Origin of the sequence: Bacillus sp. FSL K6-3459, from assembly GCF_038003305.1 — a bacterium.
GTDB lineage: Bacteria > Bacillota > Bacilli > Bacillales > Bacillaceae > Bacillus > Bacillus pumilus_O.
Window position 1 is genome coordinate 463,738 of sequence record NZ_JBBOOW010000001.1, and the last position, 21,214, is coordinate 484,951.

Below are 21,214 nucleotides of genomic sequence, written 5' to 3' on the forward strand. Positions count from 1 at the left end.
TGCTATAATAAAAGGATGGATAGAAGAAAGAGATGTGAAATTTAGTGTCAAAAACAGTTGTATTAGCAGAGAAACCTTCGGTCGGACGTGATCTTGCACGTGTGCTGAAGTGTCATAAAAAAGGAAATGGCTTTTTAGAAGGAGATCAATACATTGTGACATGGGCGCTTGGCCATTTGGTCACACTGGCTGATCCAGAAGGCTATGGAAAAGAATTTCAATCCTGGCGTTTAGAGGATTTGCCGATCATTCCAGAGCCGCTCAAGCTTGTCGTCATGAAAAAGACAGGGAAACAATTTCAAGCAGTGAAAGCACAGCTTGCGAGAAAAGATGTCAAAGACATTGTCATCGCAACAGATGCTGGACGTGAAGGGGAGCTTGTCGCACGATGGATTCTTGAAAAAGCCCATGTGAAAAAGCCTTTGAAACGACTATGGATTTCATCTGTCACGGACAAAGCCATTCAAGAAGGCTTCAAACGATTAAAAGACGGCAAAGAATATGATAACTTGTATCGCTCAGCCGTTGCGCGCGCAGAGGCAGACTGGATTGTCGGCATCAACGCAACAAGAGCGCTGACAACGAAGTTCAATGCACAGCTTTCCTGTGGACGGGTGCAAACACCAACGATCGCCATGATATTCAAACGAGAAGAAGACATTCAGCAATTTCAGCCGAAGCCGTTCTATGGATTGATTGCACAAGTAGATGGACTGACTTTGACCTGGCAGGATGCCAAAACAAAGCAAAACCGGACATTCCAAGAGAATGTGATCAAAGAGCGCTTGGCAGCCTGCAAAGGCAAACCAGCAGTGGTTGATGCGTTGAAAAAAACAGCGAAAAAAGCTTTCGCGCCGGGACTGTACGATCTGACTGAATTGCAGCGTGATGCACATAAACGCTATGGCTTCTCAGCCAAAGAAACATTATCTACGCTTCAGCGATTGTATGAGCAGCATAAGCTCGTCACATATCCACGTACAGATTCACGATTTATTTCAGCGGATATCGTTCCTACATTAAAAGATCGTTTAAAAGGAATGAACGTCAGACCGTATGCGCAGCATGTGAACCGGATTTTACAATCAGGTGTAAAAGCGCACAAAGGCTTCGTCAATGATGCCAAAGTGTCAGATCACCATGCAATCATTCCAACTGAGGAAGAGCTGTATCCAGGAGTACTAAGCGATAAAGAGCGTAAATTATATGACCTCATTGCCAAACGATTCCTTGCTGTACTCATGAATCCTTTCGAGTATGAAGAAACAACGGTCATCACCAAAATAGGCAGTGAAACATTCACAGCAAAAGGGAAAACTGTGCAAGCAGCTGGCTGGAAAGCCGTGTACGATGACTCATATGAAGAAGAGGAATCTGCCGAGGCAGATCAACATTTGCCGCTGCTTTCAGAAGGACAGTCACTAGACGTACGACAGCTGAAAGAAACAAGAGGAGAAACGAAACCTCCTGCACGTTTTAATGAAGCGACCTTATTATCTGCTATGGAAAACCCAGCGGCATTTATGCAGAACGAGGAAAAAGACTTAGTGAAAACCCTTGGTGAAACAGGTGGTCTAGGAACAGTAGCAACAAGAGCGGATATTATTGAAAAGCTGTTCAATAGCTTCTTAATCGAGAAAAAGGGCAAAGACATTTTCATCACATCGAAAGGAAAGCAGTTGCTCTCGTTAGTGCCTGAGGACTTAAAGTCTCCTGCATTAACAGCAGAATGGGAGCAAAAGCTTTCTAAAATCGCCAAAGGACAATTGAAGGCTTCTCAATTCATGAGTGAAATGAAATCGTATGCCAAACAAGCCGTATCTGAAATCAAACAGACGAACCAGACCTTTAAGCATGACAATGTCACTGGTACCCATTGTCCAGACTGCGGTAAACTCATGCTGAAAGTGAATGGAAAACATGGCACAATGCTCGTCTGTCAGGACAGGGAATGCGGCCATCGTAAAAATGTGGCAAAGAAAACAAACGCACGCTGCCCGAACTGTCATAAAAAGCTCGAGCTGCGCGGAGAAGGCGATGGCAAAATCTTTGCTTGTGTATGCGGCCATAGAGAAAAGCTGTCTGTCTTCGAAAAACGCAAATCTCAATCCAATCAAAAGAAAGCCAGTAAGCACGATGTGTCTAAATATATGAAGAAACAAAAGAAAGTGGAAGAACCCATTAATAACGCACTTGCTGAACAATTAAAGAAATTAAAATTAGATCAATAGTTCTATATAAACCCATGCGGAAACGCATGGGTTTTTCAATGTTATCAAGCATATTGGCATGTTGTTTTTCTGAAAATGGGAATAAATATGCGAAAAGACTCGTAATTTGGTATAAAATATTTATTTAAATTTAAACAAAAACGCTCTATAATAAATCGTTAGATGTTTAGAGAACGGGGAGTTGAAAGGGGACACGAATGCATACACGCATATATCGTACAGCAATTGTTTTACTCATTGTCATTCTACTAGGCGGATGTACCTGGAGGCAGCAGAAAGAATCAGCTGATCCAGTATCACCTCAGCCCGTTTTACCTGGAGAATATTTTATCACTCACCACTTAATGACAGATCAAGGTTTGATTCGTACCTCCTTTGCAGAGGAGCATATCTACTTATCTGAATCACTTGGGCTTTGGATGGATTATCTTGTTCGAAAAAAAGATCAAAATTTATTTGACCAACAGTTGGGTGTTTTGCAAGATCAATTTTTACTAGACCATCATCTTCTCAGCTGGCAGATTGAATCTGAACAAAAAAATAAGGCCAATGCTTTAGTTGATGATTTACGTGTAGTGACGGCACTTCAAAAGGCAAATCGTTTGTGGAAGAAGCCAGCGTATCAATCGACAGCAAAAGAAATTGCTCAAGCGTTAAAAGAAAAAAACATGTACAAAGGCATATTGTCCGATTATTATGATGCATCAACAAATCGTACTTCACACACAATCACACTCTCTTATATAGACCCAAAAGCAATCAAAGAATTGGAATCCCTCCACATATTCACGAAACAAATGACCAGCAACCAATTAGCCATTCTAAAACAAGCACCGAGAAAAAAAGGATTCTTTCCTAAGTCCTATGACATAAAGAAAAAAACCTATTCATTCGATCAAGAAATCAATATGATCGATCAACTTTATACAGCTCTACATGCACACCATGCAAAGGTAAATACGTCCGCGATCATGAAATGGCTGAAAACGTCGTTTAAACAAGAAGGTAAACTGTACGGGAGATATAAGCTGAGCACTTTGCAACCATCTGTCACATATGAATCGCCTTCGGTATATGCTCTCGTTATTTTGTATGCCCTTAAACAAAACGAGCGGAAATTCGCAAAGACGGTCTATCACCGCATGAAAGAATTACAAACCCAAGATCCTCTCAAGCCTTATTACGGAGGATACATGAACGAAAAAGAGACACACTCATTTGATAACTTATTGCCTCTAATTGCAGAAAGGGAGCTTTTAAATGAATCGGTTGTTCAGTAACACGTATCGCTTGTACTATTCTCTGCTCCTCACGTTTGCAGGCCTTATTTTGTTTATGGGCTACCTCAACGTACAAGATGCGGAGAGCTTTATGATCATCGCACTGACATTTGTCGTGTTAGGGTGCGGTATTTTATTTGGTATCCTACCAGCATTAATTTTCACCTTGTTGATTTTGTTCTTTATAGGAAGCGCCATGTTCTTTACAGAGCTTGGTCATGTAAGTCCTCTTTTTTCAAATCAAACATTGCAAGATGTAGTGATTTGGGGCGTAGCACTTCTTTTCTTCGCGATCTCAGCGGGAAGCTTGCATGAACGGATCAATACGCTACGTCACACCATTGAACAACAAAAGCAAGCCATCAAACAATTTGTGGCGATTGACTCGACAACGGGATTTGACAATGCTGAGCGGATGAAGCTCGAATTGTCCGAGGAAATGAAACGGGCAGAACGGTACAAACAGCCATTTGTCTTTATCCTTCTTCATATGAATTACGCAGCAGAATTCAAATCGTTATATGGAGAAAAAGAAATGCAGCACCTATTTCAGCAATTAAGTCTCAAGATCCGTGAAAGCGTAAGAGAAACCGATAAGAAATTTCGGTTATCTGAAGAGCGAATGGGCTTGCTGCTAACCCATACACCAGAAGAAAATGTGTCAGTTGTCCTTGATAAGCTAAAGGATAAATTGCAGACGCATGTCTTATTAAACGGTCGTGAAGTGACCTTGACATTTCATGTCTGCCATTTAACAAGCAGCTCGGATTATCGTACGCCAGAGCAATTTTTAGAAGAACTAGAAAAAGAGATGATGATGAATGAACTGTAATTCTTTGATGAAATGTTGTTTGATGATCACGCTTTTTACGATTCTTTCTTTTAAACACATTGCTTCAGTCGATGCAGTTGTCACTCAGCCAAATACACTGATCGTTTATTCCACACCATCGGGGGAAGTGACTCCAGCCGTTCATATGCTTGATCTACTCTCCGGTCATTTTTCAAAACAGACGATAATTGTATCCGATGAACATTTGGCTGAAAAGAGGATCAATGAATTTCAGCAAGTCATTTATTTTGGTGAAATAAAGAGAACCTTGTCAAAACAAACCATTCGTGCGATGAACGAATCACAGCGATTCATCGCCATTGGCTACAATGCGGAACAGTTTCGCCCATTCTCCAAGCTTACTTTTCACAAACAAGATCATACCAGTCAAATAAAACATACACATGATCAGACATACAGTCAGTTAGAGAGAAGTATCAATGTGTTAACGGTTCGAGGGGCAGAGTTGAAAAATGAATTTTTAGTGAAGAAACGTCAATCTGATCTGCCATTTGTGATTCAAACAAAAGAAGGTGCGGCATATATCGGTATTTTAGATGTCATGCAGCACAACAAACTTCTTGCAGAAGCGCTAGAAAAATACATGCCACCTTCTGTGCAAATGACGACAAAATACTTAATGCTCGGGAACATCAGTCCAGCAAGTGACGAGAAAAAGCTGCTTGAACTTGGACAATACGTATCCGCACAGCATATTCCTTATCAGATTGCAGTGACCCCTGCTTGGATAGATCGGGCAACAGGTGATGAAGTCACACTAAGTGACCGCCCGAAACTTGTGAGTGTTTTAAAACAATTGCAAGGCAATGGCGCGAGTATTATTCTTCATGGCTTTAGCCGTACGTATCGAACGGAAGAATCTGGTCAGGGATTTGAGTTCTGGGATGCAAAATATGATCAGCCCATCGCGTCAAATGACCCCAAAAAAGATGAGAAGAAACGAATGAAAAGTCAATTCCCAAATGAAAAAGACTTTCATACGTATACCAAATCGAATCAGGAGCAAGAAATCGCCTATACAGAAGAAAAACTGACAAAGGGCATTGAGCTTCTTGCTAGTCAAGGCTTATATCCTCTTGGGTTCGAGGTGCCGCATGATGCGACATCACAACAAGGGTATGAAGTAATTTCAAAGCATGTGTCCAGTCTATTTGGGCAGGTGCAGCTGTCAGACCGAACTTGGAAATCAGTCGGCGCATCGCCGCTAGTGACGTCTCCTGCCATGTTACACGGTATGACCTTATATCCTCAGCAGCAAGTAGAGCAAGCGTCTGACAAAGAGGGTTCAAATGTTTTAACTGAACAGACGATTCAATCCGTGCAGCATTTGCAATCAGCCGCAACAGGGCTGTCCTATGACACGGAGTTGGGGATAGCAGGGTTACAGGATTTAATCACACAGATGGAGGCAATTCCTTCTAGCGAATGGCTGGATATAAAGAAAACAAAACAGACGGTCCAAACTGCACATGTCAAAATCCAAACATCAGGGAATGGACATATTCAAGTAGAACAATCCAATATCGCCGAAACAAAAACAGTCAAACGAAGTGGCATGGAAAATATGCTGAGAATTCTCACGGTCGTGGTCATGCTGTTTATTGCGGCATTTGCTTTATACACATTGTATTTAAGACTGACAATGAAAAAACGAATTTTTAAGGAGAGAAAATTAGGTGGCTGATATCTTATTCTATCTTTCATTAATGCTCATTTGGATCATGCTCCTATACCACATGTTTCTTATGCAGGGCGGCTTTCAGCATTACCTGACCTATGAAAAAGTGCTGCCTAAATGGACAAAACAAGGGAAGGATCTGCCAACCGTCAGTATTCTGATTCCTGCTCATAATGAAGAGGTCGTCATTCGGCAGACTTTAAAAGCGATGGTTCAGCTATCTTATCCTAAACACCTCCTTGAAATCATTGTGATTAATGACAATTCCTCTGATCGCACAGGAGAGATTGTGCAATCATTCAGTGAGCAATATGATCATGTCCATATGATTGAAACGAAGCCACCATTTGCAGGGAAGGGAAAATCCACTGCGCTGAATGAAGGTTTGAAAGCTTCAACAGGAGAAGTGATTTGCGTTTACGATGCAGATAACATGCCTGAACCAAAGGCTGTTTATCATCTGGTTCTTGGGTTATTAAATGACCCAAAAGCAGGCGCTGTTGTCGGGAAATTCAGGGTGATCAATGCAGCCCAAAATTTGCTGACCAAATTTATTAATATTGAGACCATCTGTTTTCAATGGATGGCGCAGGGCGGGAGATGGAAATGGTTTGGTATTGCGACAATACCAGGTACCAACTTCGCCATCCGCCGGCACATTTTAGAAGAGCTCGGCGGCTGGGATGTCCAAGCTTTGGCCGAGGATACCGAATTAACGATTCGTGTGTATAACCTTGGGTATGTGATTCGATTTTTCCCAGCGGCGATCACATGGGAGCAAGAGCCCGAGACATGGAAGGTCTGGTGGCGGCAAAGAACGCGCTGGGCTAGAGGGAATCAATATGTTGTTCTTAAATTTTTAAGGCAGTTTATGAAGCTGAAACGAAAACGAATGATTTTCGATTTGTTTTATTTCTTCTTTACGTATTTCTTATTTTTCTTCGGTGTTCTGCTCTCAAATGGCATTTTTATTGTAAACCTATTTGTTGACCTCCACTTATCTGTAGGGGCTGTTGCACTGATCCTTTGGGGATTAGCATTCTTCCTCTTTCTAACAGAAGTGATGATTACATTAAGTATTGAGAAAACAGAGCTCACCAAACAAAATATTCTCATAGTGGTTCTCATGTACTTCACCTATTCTCAAGTATGGATTGCGCTTGTCGTGTACTCCTTATGTGTAGAGGTGAAGAGCCGATTATTGAAACAAGAAGTGAAATGGTACAAAACAGAGCGTTACGATCAACAACAAAAGAAAAGCGGGTGACAAATTGAAATCGGTCAAATGGATGTTTTTAATATTAGCGCTATCTCTTGCCATTCAGCCTTTTTTCATGGCAAGTCAAGCAATGGCGCAATCCAATCGAGTACAAGTGAAAGACGATTGGGTTCACTCATCAAAAGGAAATCAAACCGAAACGCAGCATCTATCAGAAGATGTGGTGACCTTGTATGGTCAAGAAGACCGCACTGAATTTTCCTATCAAATGGAGAAAGAAAAAGTAGAGTCTAGCACTCTTACATTAAATATAGAGGCTTCACCATTACTCATATCGCCATCGTCTTTCACAGTGATGATTGATGGAGAGATTGAAAAGACGATCCCTGTATCAGGAAAAAATGCAAAAAAATCGATTGAAATCAAATTGAACAAAGCGCAATTGAAAAAAGGATCTCATCAAATTCAGCTCGCATTTTATGGTGTGTTAAAAGAAGGTGTGTGTATCAACCAAGAGACGCCTGCCAATTGGCTGAAAGTATATCCAGAAAGTGAGCTGGCGTTCAAAGGAGTTCAAACGAAAGACGTGACGTTAGACAGTTTCCCTACACCTTTTATTCAATCAGGTGATCAGAAAGAACAAACAGATATTGTGATTCCAAATAAACCGAATGCGGCTGAATTAGAAGCGGCGATGAAAGTATATCGTACGTTGAAAAACAAAGACCGCCAAGCAGACCTCAAACTCGTTCAAGAAAAGAATATCGAGCAAATTGCGCATCCAACCATTGCTGTGGGAGCAGAAGGAAGCTGGAATGGGCGAATGAAATCAATCGAGCAAACGGCTGGAATTAAAACAGAAGGCGATCAACTTACGTTAGCGGTAAGAACCTTGACAGCAAAGAAAAAAGAACAGCCCGTTTTATTTGTCACTGCTAAGCAGCCAAAGACAATTGCTGAAAAAATCAATGTTTTGACTCAACCAGAACTGACAGGTCAGCTCACTGGTACCGACTTGCTGCTGCAAAAAGTGACAGCTAATGTGTCTAAGCCATCGCATCATATTCGTTTAATAGATTTTGGCGGAGATGATATCAAAGTTGGGACCAAAAAGACAGCATCTGATCACTACTATTATCCGAAAGCATTAATGGCTCAACAAAAAGCAGGTGCAAAATTAAATCTATCATTTAAAAAATCAGATCCAGCGAATAAAGCGGAACGTCTAACAGTGATGATCAATAACGAACCACACGACGTACCGTTAACAAAACTAGGAAACAAAGATGAAAATGGCTTCTATCATGTGTCGATTCCAGTAGATTCACAAGTACTCCAAAAGAACGAATATGTGGACTTACAGTTTGTCACAACAGGTTTTAAAAACATGGAATCTTGCAGACATACGGATGAGGAAGGCTGGATTTACATTGATAAGAACAGCTCTCTTCAAATACCAGAAGGAACAACTAGTGATACACCGGACTTAGCCGCATGGCCGCTTCCTTACACTTCGGAAACGCAGAAAGGAAACACATTGATCATTATGCCAGATCAAATCACTCAAGCCTCAATCAATCAAATGGCAATGCTAACAGAATCATTTAGTCAACCGGAAGCTACTCACTATCATTTGGTCGAAGCATCAAATGTGACAGATGAACAATTGAAAAAGAACTCTCTCATTTTCATCGGGGGCATCCAGACTTTCTCTCTTTTAAAAGAAAAAGCAGACGATCTTATCGTTCCAGCGAAAAAGGATCAATATGATGTATCCTCATTTGGCATGATCAACGAAACAACAGCTCGTATTGTATGGACGCAACCATCCGTATGGAATAAAGAACAAACCATGACCGTTTTTTCAGGAATGACAGCAGCTGACGCTAATATATCAAATGAAGTGATACGTTTTCTTCAAACAAATACGGAAACCGCAACAGTTGCAATAGAAAGTAAAAACAAAGATATGTTCTCTAATCACCAAACAGTCAGCAATGAAAAAAATGATCTTAAAAAAGGTGAAAAACAAGGCGGCGGTGAGTCTTGGATTTACTTTGCCTGTATCGCTGTATTGATCATTTTTGTCGCAGTGATGATTGTTTATTTCGTACGGAAAAACCGCAAAAAGACTGATTAATAAACGGTCAAAAGACCTCGAAAAAATCTCTTTACTTTGGTGTCAAACGGGAGTATGATCTCTTTTATAAAAGACCAATCGCTGAATCATTTCGATGAGCGGGGGAACCAATTGTGGTGGTAAAGCACCACGTGGGGTGAATCCTTTTTAGGTAGGGCAAAGTCTCATGCGCCCGAATCCGTCAGCTAACCTCGTAAGCGTTAAAGAGAGCAAAGACCAACCTGTGATCTAAACAATAGACACAGGGGCATTCTATTGCCTCTGTGTCTTTTTGGCGATCCATCTTTTGTAACTTAAATCGTTTGACACTAAAGGAGCGGGCATCATATGTACAGTTTGATGAAGCGTATTTTAATTGGTAAACCATTAAAATCACAGGCAGCAGGAGAACAAAAACTATCAAAAATCAAAGCGTTGGCATTATTGTCATCAGACGCATTGTCATCAGTTGCATATGGTACAGAACAAATCTTAATTGTTCTTTCTGTCGTTAGTGCAGCAGCATTTTGGTACTCACTCCCGATTGCAGGTTGTGTATTAATTCTTTTAATGGCGTTAATTCTATCTTACCGCCAGATCATTTATGCTTATCCAGAAGGCGGCGGGGCATATGTCGTCTCTAGCAGGAACCTAGGTGAAAAACCAGGTTTGATCGCTGGTGGATCATTGCTTGTAGACTATATTTTGACTGTAGCAGTGAGCATATCAGCTGGTACTGATGCCATCACATCGGCTTTTCCAGCACTATATCCATATCATGTCTTGATCTCAATTGTATTGGTCATCGTGATTATGGTGCTCAACCTTCGTGGATTGACAGAATCGGCATCTATTCTCGCTTATCCTGTCTACTTGTTTGTATTTTCACTTCTTATCTTAATTGGAGTAGGCGGCTTTAAATTATTAACAGGAGGCGTACCGCCAGCACCTGAGCATACTGCGGTAGGCACGCACGTACAAGGCATTACACTATTTCTTTTATTAAAAGCTTTTTCATCTGGCTGTTCTGCTCTGACTGGAGTAGAAGCTATTTCAAATACGATTCCATCTTTTAAAAAACCGGCTGCACAAAATGCAGCAAGAACATTATTGATGATGGGTGGATTACTAGCTGTTTTATTTGTGGGTGTCACATTGCTTGCGTTTGGTTTCGGCATCTCGCCAAAGCCAGAAGAAACGGTTGTATCACAAATTGCATCAGACACTTTTGGTCGTACATTTTTCTATTACGTCATTCAGGCAGTCACAGCGCTCATCCTAATATTAGCGGCAAATACCGGCTTTTCAGCCTTTCCGTTATTGGCTGTCAATTTAGCAAAGGATAAGTATATGCCGCGTATGTTTACTGTAAGAGGCGACCGTCTTGGTTACTCTAATGGCATTATCTTTTTAGGCGTAGCTTCCATGCTGCTCATCTGGTTGTTTGATGGAAAAACAGAACATCTTATCCCGTTATATGCTGTTGGTGTGTTCATTCCGTTTACCCTGTCGCAGACCGGCATGTGTGTAAAGTGGATTCGTGAAAAACCGCAAGGCTGGAAAACGAAAATGCCAATCAATATCGTCGGAGCACTGATTTCTTTTACAGTTTTCATGATTCTCATTTTGACCAAGTTCCATCTCGTATGGCCAGTATTTGTTTTCCTGCCGATCGTACTATTGATCTTCCATTCCATTAAAAAGCATTACCTGTCTGTGGGAGAACAATTACGTTTATTGAATGAAACAGAGCCTGTTGAGATGAAAGGAAATGTGGTCATCGTACCAATAGCGGGTGTGACGCGTGTTGTCGAACAATCTCTTCAATATGCAAAGTCTTTGTCAGAGCAAGTCATAGCAGTGCATGTATCCTTTGATAAAGAGAAGGATAAGAAAATTGAAGAGGATTGGGAAAAACTTAATAGCGGCGTACGACTTGTGATGCTTCATTCGTCCTATCGAAGCCTCATACACCCGCTTGATAAATTTCTTGAAACTGTTGAGGCAAAGGCATATGCGCATCAATATAAAGTGATGGTGCTTGTGCCTCAATTTATCCCGAAAAAAAGATGGCACACCATTTTGCATAATCAATCTGCCTTTTTATTAAGATTCCGCCTATTATGGAAGCGGGATATTGTGGTAGCGACCTTGCCTTATCATTTTAAAAAGTAGCAGAAACAAGTTGAAACGTTTGATCAAAAGGATGCGGTGGTATGGAGTAAGAAAAAAGGAGTTTTCTCACATGCCGCAAAGAACCGCAGGAAAAGAAGTAACAGCGCTACTGGAAGAGTGGGGCGTGAAACATATTTATGGAATGCCCGGCGACAGCATAAACGAATTGATTGAAGAACTTAGGCATGAATCAAGCCAAATACAATTTATCCAAACGAGACATGAAGAAGTGGCAGCACTCTCAGCGGCAGCTGATGCGAAACTAACAGGTAAACTCGGTGTCTGCTTATCTATTGCTGGGCCGGGTGCTGTCCACTTATTAAATGGACTGTATGATGCCAAAGCAGATGGTGCACCAGTTTTAGCAATTGCAGGGCAGGTTGCTTCGGCCGAAGTAGGCAGAGACGCATTCCAAGAAATCAAATTGGAGCGGATGTTTGACGATGTCGCTGTCTTTAATCAGCAGGTACAGACGGCAGAGGCGCTGCCTGACTTATTGAATCAAGCCATCAAAGCAGCTTATACCCATAAAGGTGTAGCAGTTCTTACCGTATCAGATGACTTATTTTCTCAAAAAATAAAGCGCAAACCCGTCTATACATCTCCTCTTTATGTGGAGGGAGAAGTACGACCGAAGAAAGATCAACTGCTAAAGGCGGCTCAGCTGATTAACAATGCGAAGAAGCCAGTCATCTTAGCAGGTAAAGGATTAAGACATGCAAAAGAAGAGCTTCTTTCATTTGCAGAAAAGGCAGCTGCTCCTATCGTCATCACACTCCCTGCAAAAGGGGTTGTACCAGATAGGCATCCATACTTTTTAGGTAACTTAGGTCAAATTGGAACGAAGCCGGCATATGAAGCGATGGAAGAATGTGATCTCTTAATTATGCTTGGCACCTCCTTTCCATATAGAGACTACTTACCAGAGGACACGCCAGCCATTCAACTGGATATTAAACCAGATCAAATCGGTAAAAGATATCCAGTAGATGTGGGAATTGTGAGCGACAGCAAGAGTGGTTTGCATGAATTGACTTCGTACATTGAATATAAAGAGCAGCGTGGATTTCTCGAAGCTTGTACAGAGCATATGATGAAGTGGCGAGAAGAAATGGATAAAGAAAAATCTGTTGCTACTTCACCGATTAAACCACAGCAAGTCATTGCTAGACTAGAAGAAGCAGTTGAGGACGATGCCATTCTTTCAGTTGATGTTGGAAATGTGACGGTATGGATGGCACGTCATTTTGAAATGAAACAGCAGGATTTCATTATCTCCAGTTGGCTTGCCACAATGGGTTGCGGTTTACCTGGTGCGATTTCTGCTAAATTGAATGAGCCGAACCGACAAGCCATTGCCGTATGTGGTGATGGAGGCTTCACAATGGTCATGCAAGACTTTGTGACAGCTGTAAAATATAAGCTCCCGATCGTTGTCGTGATTTTAAACAACAATAATCTAGGAATGATTGAATATGAACAACAGGTAAAAGGAAACATGAATTATGGTATAGAGCTGGAGGATATTGATTTCGCCAAGTTTGCAGAAGCATGTGGCGGCAAAGGAATCTCCGTGTCATCACATGAAGAATTAGCTCCAGCCTTTGATACAGCCCTTCAATCCGATAAACCAGTCATTATCGATGTCGCTGTAGACAATGAACCTCCGTTACCTGGGAAAATCACTTACACCCAAGCAGCAGGATTCAGTAAATATTTATTGAAAAAATTCTTTGAAAAAGGTGAGCTGGATATTCCTCCACTCAAGAAAAGCCTCAAACGCTTTTTCTAAACACAAGGTAGTCGGTCTTCTGAAAAGAAGGCTGACTTTTTTTGTGATGATTAGGAAAAATCATTTCAATTGTCACTTGCCGTCATGGCTATTAAAATATTTGGAAATTATTTTTGTAACTTAAAGCCTGTTTTTCCAATTCAATGAGAAAGGTAAAATAGACTTTATGATCAATAATGGAAGGAGTGAATTCTTCTGGGCAAGATACTTGATGCAAAAGCACTAACAAATGCCATGGACGCTAGGGCAAAACACTACCAGGAATTACGAGAACAAATGGTCGATTTAAAAAAGACACTTCAAGGTATGGCAAACCTCGGTGATGACTTCACGGGAAAAGGTGCCGATAACATTAAAAGCTTCTACAAAGAGCTCGCCGGAAATGTAGACATGTTTATTAGCTTCATTGATAAGCAAAAAGCCTTTCATGAAGGTGTCTCTGGAACACTGGATGATACAAACTTTGGCGGTGATACCTTTATAGAGGAACACTTTTTAGATAACGCAGTACATATGGGCATCAAAAACGCCAAAAGCATTGTAAAGGATCAAAAAAAGGCGCTTAAAACGATTTTTCAAGACATCGACGACCTCCTTTCACTAGAAGTATTTGATAGCCAAACCTTTGATGAAAAAATTGCAGATGCGGAAGACGAGCGAAAAAAGACAGTAAAAGACCTAAGAGAACTTGATCAAAATTTAAAAGATGAATATGCTTTGTCAGAAACGGAGCAGCAAGCTACAATGGCATTGTACGCAGAAATGATGAATGCCACAAATGACGGAAAAGCGATTTCGCCAATGAATTTTGACAAGAAAGCGTATCAAAATAGCGAAATCTACAAGGCAAAAAGTGATATTGAAAAGCAAACTTCTGAATATCTCAACATTAAAAAAGAACAACAGGAAGCCCGCGAGATCACAAAGGAACAAGAAGCACTTGCCAACCGTCCTTGGTATGAAAAAGCACTCGATTATGGCGGGAATATTGTGAATGAACTGACTGGTGTGAACGATGCAAAACGCGCCGCAACAGGCGTTGACCCGATCACAGGCGAAGAACTTACCGCAGGACAGCGCGTCGCCGCAGGCGGCATGGCAGCCGCAGGCTATATCCCAATCGTCGGCTGGGCAGGACGCATTTTCAAAGGCGGAAAAGCCGTCTATAAAACGACCCAAGCCTCCTCAGCCGCAGTCAGAGCAGTCGACATCTACAAGACATCGCAAAAATCCTTTGACGCCTTAAAAACATCGCAAAAAGGCTTATACGGCCTCACTGCTACAAACGGCTTCAGCGAAGCAATTACAGGTAGAGACATGTTTGGAAATAAGATCTCGAAAGAACAACAGGAAGCGAGTATGAATGCGGCGCTGGGAATGCTTTTACCGTTTGGGGCGAATGGGTTTCATGGGAAGATGGGGGTTAAGAAGACCAGAGAACTTAAGCATCCAGTTTTAGAAAATCCACGAGCAGGTAGTGCATTGAAAGATGATTTTTATCATAGCTTTAATGATATAATTGACAACTATGCAGTTCATTCTAAGAGATTTGATTTACCAAATAGAAAAGGCCATATGGATTCGTTGTATCAAATAGAGGGCTCAGTGGTTAAGTACGAAACGAAATATGTAAAAGTAAAGAACAATGCCCCTGAAATGGTACAGTCGAAAGAAATAAAGAATGGCGTGTTTGAATGGGTGGTAGATCCAACAACGAATACAGTAACCCATAGAACTTTTATACCTGGTGGCAAAGTGACAGGAAAAATAAATCAATGGGAGAGATAGAAAATTGTATAAAACAGAAATAATCACAAAAAATGGTTTTGATTGTAACTGGTCTACGCTGTTTATTGGTAGGCAGTTTAATTTAATATCTGCTTTAGAAGTAACAAACTATGCTGTTAAATACTTAGAAAATAATCCTAATGCTAATAATGAATTAATCCTTGAATTAGCTTGGGAACAAGAAGAAGTGAAAGTAGATAATATACTTGAAAGCATAACCTCTGACAGTTCTTCGGAAGACATGAAAAGAGAATATCATAAGTGGCTATATAGCACTGTGAAAGAGACGTATAGTCACTCAAGTGATGAAGATATCTTTGAAGAAATTGAAAATATTTTTTCAATCTTTAATACACCGGAAAATATGTATGACTTCTTTAGAAAAGTTTCAGACGCATTTTATTACCCTCATGATTCAAAAAATACAATTAAAGAACTTGTAGAAGAGTTTTTAGAGACAGAAAAGGAATTAATTTTTAAATAACTAGAGAACGTAAATGGAACGATGGACTAATTGTCCATCGTTCTCTTTCAAAGCATGTAAAGATTGATATGATAAAAGAATAAAGTGAATTTGTTTTTTTAAAAGCAATGGAGAAGAAAGCATTAAGTGACCATAAAATAAGTATCATGTTCGGGAAATTTGAAAATATGGGCGAACTTTCTAATAAAAAGCAAACAAAATCACCCCAAGCATAATTGGAAATCATATGTTAAACTAATCCAACCACCAAAAAAAGGAGAAAAACCCATGCTACTGATCCTCACACAAAATCAACAAACTATCATTCATGTACAAGAAGTCTCAGTAAGCGGCAAAAAAATTGAAGGGATGATCTTGGGGAGTACTGCTTGGGCAAAGCTACTCGGCAAGTATGACTCAAATGAACGCGCAGCCGAGATCCTTCAAGACATGATGAAGACGATTGAAGAACATCCAAATGCCACAATGACATATCGAATGCCGCCTCAATAAAAATGAAACCACCTTTCCATTGCGAAAAGGTGGTTTTTGTTTAGGATGGTGTTTTTCCAAAGGCTAAGAATAAGGGGATGCCTGTGCCAACAAGGGTGGTGGCAAATAGGAACATACCGCAAATAAATAGAAAATGGCTGGCTGAAAAGACGAGTGCCAGAATGAGAAAAACGATGCTGAGCCCTATCATGCTATAGGACGGGACAAAGCGGCGTTTGTAGGTGGCTTTCTTTGTTAGGAATGAGAAGAAAATACCAAATACTAAAGGGACAATCCATAAGTAAAATAAAATAATAAGAGACATACATCATACCTCGATTTTTCCTTCTATTTTATCAGATGCGGATCACAACGGATACTACAAAGCTTCACTTTGTAAAATAATTCATGCAATCGACACAATTAAGTGGGCTGATTCATCGCATTCGTTTTTTGTTTCATATATTCAGGCTGTAAAAGGGCGTACACACAATGATCAGTAAAGCGATTGCCCAACCATTCACATTGTCTCAACACTCCCTCAAGAGAAAAGGATAACCGCTCTGGGATGCGTCTGCTTTTCTGGTTATCGACAGCAGCCCTAATCTCAATACGATGCAGTCCGCACTCTTCAAATAAATAGCGAATGACCGCTTGGCATGCTTTTGTCATGATGCCTTTTCCTTGATAGCCTTCTCCGAGCCAATAGCCGATTGAAACGGTTTTATTGATCCAATGAATTTGATGGGTGCCGATGATGCCTACAAGTTCTCCATGTGACCAGATGCCCGCTTGAAACCCGTTGTTCTGCGTCGCCTGCTGCATCGCACCTTGGATAAACATCATACTGTCTTCCTCTGTCTGCGTTGAATCCACCCAAAGCATCCATTCACGTAAATGCTCTCTCGACCGCTGGATGAGCAAATACAGACTTCTTGCGTCTCTTGGCTCAAGCAGCCGCATGGATATCTCTTGATCCTGATAAACAAACATGTACCCACATCCTCTCAGGGGAATTCTACCATAACCAATTGGAAAGAAAAAGACAGCTCAACACTGTCTTTTACATAAACGTATCTACAATTAAGAAAAGATTAAGTGCTACAACAAGAGCTGCTATCACCCAAGATATTCCTGTCACCCAGCGGGCATTCGTTAATTCACCCATAATTCGTTTTTTACTTGTAAATAAAATGAGCGGAATTAAAGCAAAAGCAATCCCAAACGATAAGACGACCTGACTCATCACAAGTGCGGAGGTCGGATTCACTCCAGATGCAATAATCGCAATAGGAGGAATGATGGTAATCAGCCGGCGAACATACAGCGGAATTCGGTATTGAATAAACCCCTGCATAATGATATCGCCTGACAATGTACCGACAGAAGAGCTGGATAGTCCGGCTACAAGCAGACCTACACCAAATAAGATGGCTGATACAGGCCCTGCGAGTGTACCAAAATGCTGAAACGCAACATCTAAATCTTCAACAAAAAGGCCATTTTTATAAAATAAAGCGGCAGCCACAATCAACATGCTGGCATTGATGGCTCCGGCGACGATCATGGCAATGAGAATATCTAAAAACTCAAAACGGAAAATTTGCTTTTTCTCCTTCTCCGTTCTACCAACGACTCTTCTTTGAGTTAAAGCTGAATGTAAGTAGATTGCGTGAGGCATCACAGTGGCACCTAAAATTCCAGCGGCAAGCAGCACGCTGTCTGCGCCATCAAATTTTGGAATGAACAGTCCGCCAGCGACACTTGCGATATCGGGTTTAGCGACAAAGGTTTGCACAGCGAAAGCGATCACGACAACGAACAGCATACCTGTAATACCTGCTTCTAAAGCTCGATATCCTCGTCTTTGCAGCTCCAATATCGCAAATGATCCGATAGCCGCGATAATAGATGCTTCGAGCAGCGGGATTCGAAAGAGCAAGTATAAACCAAGTGCCGCCCCGATAAACTCAGCTAAATCCGTGGCAATAATGACGAGCTCTCCTTGTATCCATAAACCGATTGAAACAGGTTTTGGAAACTCTTCACGTGCGATTTCAGGTAAGTTTTTACCTGTCGCGATTCCAAGCTTTGCGGATAAGGACTGAATGAGCAAAGCCATGAGATTTGATATGAGAATGACCCATAAAAGGAGGTATCCATATTTGGAGCCAGCCGCAATGTTGGTGGCGAAATTTCCTGGATCAATATATGCAATAGCTGCGATAAAAGCAGGGCCGAGAAAAGGAAGGAGTCTTCTAAATCCTTTGACTTTCCCTTCAAGTGCACGCTCAGCTGCCTCTGACATGTGTGCCTGTGCCTCGATGTATTTGTTTGTCATATGTCATCACCTAGATTCTACAAAGTTTTGCTTGGGCACAAAATGTTTCCTTGATGCAATTTTTAATCATCATATGCCCATCTTCATGAAAAGTCAACTATCTGAACTAATAGGTTTGTTTATCTTATGTAAGTGAAAAAAATAGATACCTTGTCAATCCAACACATAAAAAACACCGCCTTTTAGACGGTGTCCCTACTGCTTCCTCTGCTATTTGTTTTTTTATGAAACCCTTGATCCCACACTACGGAAGATCAGGCTTAAGATGATGACAAAGATCGCTGCGCCTAAGATGGCTGGAATGATCGCAAAGCCGGCCAAACTAGGACCCCACGTTCCAAGCAATCCGTGACCAATCCAAGCACCTGCAAGTCCTGCAATCATTGAACCGATCCATCCTCCTGGTACACTACCTCCAGCGAGTGCACTACCAATAAGGCCGATGACAATCGCCACAACTAATGAAATTAGAAATCCTAACATGTTGATCACTCCTCTTTTTTGTTTGTATTAAGCAATAACCGTTTTGAAAAAGTTTCAAACCTTTCGAAACCGCTTCAATGTTCTATACGTATGATGGGAAAGGATTGTGTATAATAACAGACAAATACTTGAGCGGCATCTAAGGAGGCAATTACATGGAGGAAAGAGAGTGGCTAAAAGCACAATTAAAGCAGATTGAAAAGTGGGAGAAAGATCAGCAAAAGGTATGGTTTTGGGAGAAACTCAGCCGTTTGCCATTTCAAATGCTGGACAAGCTGACGCCTGCCTTTATCCAGAAAAAAATCGGTGTGCTGCTAGATGAAATGGGGCATTACATTCAATCAGGCGGTACCTATTTGACATCAGAAAAAGGCATCATCCATCAATTTCAAAAGAAATGTGCCGATGATTCCATTCAGCGTATAGAAGATATAGAAAAAGCGCCAATTGAAATCATGGATGCCATTAGTGAACATATGGGGAAAAATAGGACGAATCTCGCCACGGTACAAGGGGCGACAACGGGTGTCGGTGGTATGTTTACACTGGCTGCAGATATTCCTGCGGTACTTGGCCTCTCCCTTAAAACATTACAGGATATTGCCGTCACCTATGGCTATGATCCTAAAAACAAAGAAGAGCGGGTCTTCATCATAAAATGCTTACAACTGACCTCTGCTGATGTGGTTGGGAAGAAATCGATATTAAAGGAGCTCAGAAGTTATCATGCTTTCGAAGAGAAACACGAAAACATGTTCTCGCAAATCCAAGGATGGCGTGAGGTAGTCTATAATTACCGAGATTCATTTGGCTGGAAGAAACTATTTCAGCTTGTTCCCGTAGCAGGGATTTTATTTGGCGCAGTCTCCAACCGCTCACAACTAAAAAATATTGCCGAAACAGGCATGATGCAATATCGAAAACGAAGAATTGTCTCAAGATTAGCAGAGCTCACGCAGCAAGAACAGAGTGAATCCGGTGCATAACGCGGCGTGTAGACAAACCCTTGCATTCGTTGTCAGTCCTGCGTGCTGGTGCTCACGAATGTCAAATTCGCTCCGCGCCAGTACTCGCCCTTCCTAGACTTCAAAGGTTTTCATGTCACGCTGAATAGAAGACAAAGGGCTAAAATAAAGATCATTTTAGCCCTTTGTCAACAATCTGAAATCCCTTACTCAAAGGGATTTTTTATTTGGTCTTATCCTCTTCTTGAAAAGCTTGGATCGGAGAATGTTCATAACGCGCACGCAGCTCACGAATCTGTTTGATTAGGGGAGAACCAATGGTTTTTTCGGCTTCCTCATACAAAGGATCGAGGGCTTTTACCCATTTTTGTCTTTCTGCTGGCGTCAATTCATGAATGGCAATTGGCGATTCCCGTTTAATGTCCTCCAGTTGATCTTTGTTCATCTGTTCTGCATGTTTCTCATTCCAAGCGGTTGTTTCTTCCATCGCTTCAAGTAAAATTCGTTTCGTTTCAGGTGTCTGGCGATCAAAGAAGGATTGATCTGTTAAGACCACATAGCCTAAATACCCGTGATTACTGATCGTCATATAGTCTTGTATATGATAGAATTTTTTTGAATAAATATTTGAAATGGTATTTTCTTCACCATCTACCTTTTTTGTTTCTAATAGCTGAAACGTCGAATTAAACGATTCCTGATAGGGCTTTGCGCCAAGAAGTTTGAATTGCTTTTCAATCATGTCGCTTTGCATAATGCGGAGAGACTGGTTTTTTAAATCACTAGGCTGTTTGATTGGTCCTTTATTAGAGGTGATTTGCTTAAAGCCATTTGTCCAATACGCCATTCCCTTTAGACCGTCTTTTTGCAGGGTGCCAAATAATCTTTGTCCAATTGCACCGTGCAAGCCTTCTTGAACTGCATCGTAATTAGAAAAAGCAAAGGGAAGGTCAAGTGCCAGCCACTCAGGGGATAGCATGCCGAGCTTCGAGGTAGACGGTGCGATAAATTGAACTTGATTCTCTTTGAGTGCATTAATTTCTTCTATATCAGAATAAAGACTTCCGTTGGAGAAAATTTGAATGGTGATCTTGCCATCAGATTTTTCGTGCACAAGCTCAGCAAATTTCTTTGCGGCAAGTCCTTTTGGTGTATTATCTGCCACGACATGGCTAAATTTGAACACAAGCTGATCCTTCAGTCCTGTCTGTTCATCGTCAAAGGTCGTCGCTGCTTTTGGCATCATATGATAAAAACCAAAGTATAAAGCGGTTACAAAACCAATCAAGAGCAATAGTGTATAGGCGAGTAAATTCTTCATGCGTCCGATCCCCC

At 41.2% G+C, this 21,214-nt stretch carries 17 protein-coding genes and 1 riboswitch; of the genes, 12 read left to right on the plus strand and 5 right to left on the minus strand.

Going from position 1 to position 21,214, the window contains the following annotated elements:
* Nucleotides 1-44 precede the first annotated feature (44 nt).
* The 11 genes from MHI35_RS02235 (at nt 45) to MHI35_RS02285 (ending at nt 16,111) form a co-directional block, all read left to right on the plus strand.
* Complete coding sequence (locus MHI35_RS02235; RefSeq protein WP_335348847.1) at nt 45-2,231, plus strand: DNA topoisomerase III; 2,187 nt, start codon at nt 45-47, stop codon at nt 2,229-2,231.
* A 197-nt stretch (nt 2,232-2,428) separates the two neighbouring features.
* On the plus strand, nt 2,429-3,511 hold the full coding sequence (locus tag MHI35_RS02240) for a glycosyl hydrolase family 8 (protein ID WP_335348846.1): 1,083 nt from the start codon (nt 2,429-2,431) through the stop codon (nt 3,509-3,511).
* Nucleotides 3,492-4,343 carry a GGDEF domain-containing protein gene (locus tag MHI35_RS02245; protein WP_335348845.1) on the plus strand — a complete coding sequence of 284 codons (852 nt, stop codon included), beginning with the start codon at nt 3,492-3,494 and terminating at the stop codon, nt 4,341-4,343. The genes MHI35_RS02240 and MHI35_RS02245 overlap by 20 nt, the downstream gene beginning before the upstream one ends.
* Nucleotides 4,333-6,048 (plus strand): DUF2334 domain-containing protein, encoded by a 1,716-nt coding sequence (locus tag MHI35_RS02250; RefSeq protein ID WP_335348844.1) that lies wholly within the window; start codon nt 4,333-4,335, stop codon nt 6,046-6,048. Before MHI35_RS02245 ends, MHI35_RS02250 begins: the two co-directional genes overlap by 11 nt.
* Before the next feature lie 22 nt (nt 6,049-6,070).
* Nucleotides 6,071-7,309 carry a glycosyltransferase family 2 protein gene (locus tag MHI35_RS02255; RefSeq protein WP_254107811.1) on the plus strand — a complete coding sequence of 413 codons (1,239 nt, stop codon included), beginning with the start codon at nt 6,071-6,073 and terminating at the stop codon, nt 7,307-7,309.
* Nucleotides 7,310-7,313: 4 nt separating this feature from the next.
* A complete protein-coding gene (locus tag MHI35_RS02260) occupies nt 7,314-9,401 on the plus strand; it encodes a cellulose biosynthesis cyclic di-GMP-binding regulatory protein BcsB (protein WP_335348842.1) in 2,088 nt (695 codons plus the stop codon).
* A gap of 69 nt (nt 9,402-9,470) precedes the next feature.
* A riboswitch (cyclic di-AMP (ydaO/yuaA leader) is annotated at nt 9,471-9,616 on the plus strand.
* 112 nt (nt 9,617-9,728) lie between these two features.
* The gene (locus MHI35_RS02265; RefSeq protein WP_144503866.1) at nt 9,729-11,555 is read left to right on the plus strand and encodes an APC family permease; all 1,827 of its coding nucleotides are present in this window, start codon (nt 9,729-9,731) and stop codon (nt 11,553-11,555) included.
* A gap of 70 nt (nt 11,556-11,625) precedes the next feature.
* Nucleotides 11,626-13,347 (plus strand): pyruvate oxidase, encoded by a 1,722-nt coding sequence (locus tag MHI35_RS02270; RefSeq protein WP_335348841.1) that lies wholly within the window; start codon nt 11,626-11,628, stop codon nt 13,345-13,347.
* 195 nt (nt 13,348-13,542) lie between these two features.
* The gene (locus MHI35_RS02275; RefSeq protein ID WP_335348875.1) at nt 13,543-15,135 is read left to right on the plus strand and encodes a ribonuclease YeeF family protein; all 1,593 of its coding nucleotides are present in this window, start codon (nt 13,543-13,545) and stop codon (nt 15,133-15,135) included.
* A gap of 4 nt (nt 15,136-15,139) precedes the next feature.
* Nucleotides 15,140-15,619, plus strand: coding sequence for a DUF2247 family protein (locus MHI35_RS02280; RefSeq protein WP_119124425.1), 480 nt, complete (start codon nt 15,140-15,142; stop codon nt 15,617-15,619).
* Between the two features lie 267 nt (nt 15,620-15,886).
* Nucleotides 15,887-16,111, plus strand: coding sequence for a hypothetical protein (locus tag MHI35_RS02285; RefSeq protein WP_144470255.1), 225 nt, complete (start codon nt 15,887-15,889; stop codon nt 16,109-16,111).
* Nucleotides 16,112-16,151: 40 nt separating this feature from the next.
* Here MHI35_RS02285 and MHI35_RS02290 read toward each other — a convergent pair whose 3' ends face one another.
* From MHI35_RS02290 to MHI35_RS02305, 4 genes are all read right to left on the minus strand, one after another.
* Entirely contained in the window at nt 16,152-16,415 is a 264-nt protein-coding gene (locus tag MHI35_RS02290; protein ID WP_012008971.1) for a hypothetical protein, read from the minus strand.
* A gap of 98 nt (nt 16,416-16,513) precedes the next feature.
* On the minus strand, nt 16,514-17,083 hold the full coding sequence (locus MHI35_RS02295; protein ID WP_144522242.1) for a GNAT family N-acetyltransferase: 570 nt from the start codon (nt 17,081-17,083) through the stop codon (nt 16,514-16,516).
* A 70-nt stretch (nt 17,084-17,153) separates the two neighbouring features.
* Complete coding sequence (locus MHI35_RS02300; protein WP_003214137.1) at nt 17,154-18,431, minus strand: Nramp family divalent metal transporter; 1,278 nt, start codon at nt 18,429-18,431, stop codon at nt 17,154-17,156.
* A gap of 222 nt (nt 18,432-18,653) precedes the next feature.
* Nucleotides 18,654-18,914, minus strand: coding sequence for a GlsB/YeaQ/YmgE family stress response membrane protein (locus MHI35_RS02305; RefSeq protein ID WP_003214275.1), 261 nt, complete (start codon nt 18,912-18,914; stop codon nt 18,654-18,656).
* Between the two features lie 155 nt (nt 18,915-19,069).
* Here MHI35_RS02305 and MHI35_RS02310 point away from each other — a divergent pair, with 155 nt between their 5' ends.
* Entirely contained in the window at nt 19,070-19,900 is an 831-nt protein-coding gene (locus tag MHI35_RS02310) for an EcsC family protein (RefSeq protein ID WP_335348840.1), read from the plus strand.
* Between the two features lie 202 nt (nt 19,901-20,102).
* On the opposite strand, the gene MHI35_RS02315 is transcribed toward MHI35_RS02310, so the two are convergent.
* On the minus strand, nt 20,103-21,200 hold the full coding sequence (locus MHI35_RS02315; protein ID WP_335349758.1) for a TRAP transporter substrate-binding protein: 1,098 nt from the start codon (nt 21,198-21,200) through the stop codon (nt 20,103-20,105).
* Between the last annotated feature and the right edge of the window lie 14 nt (nt 21,201-21,214).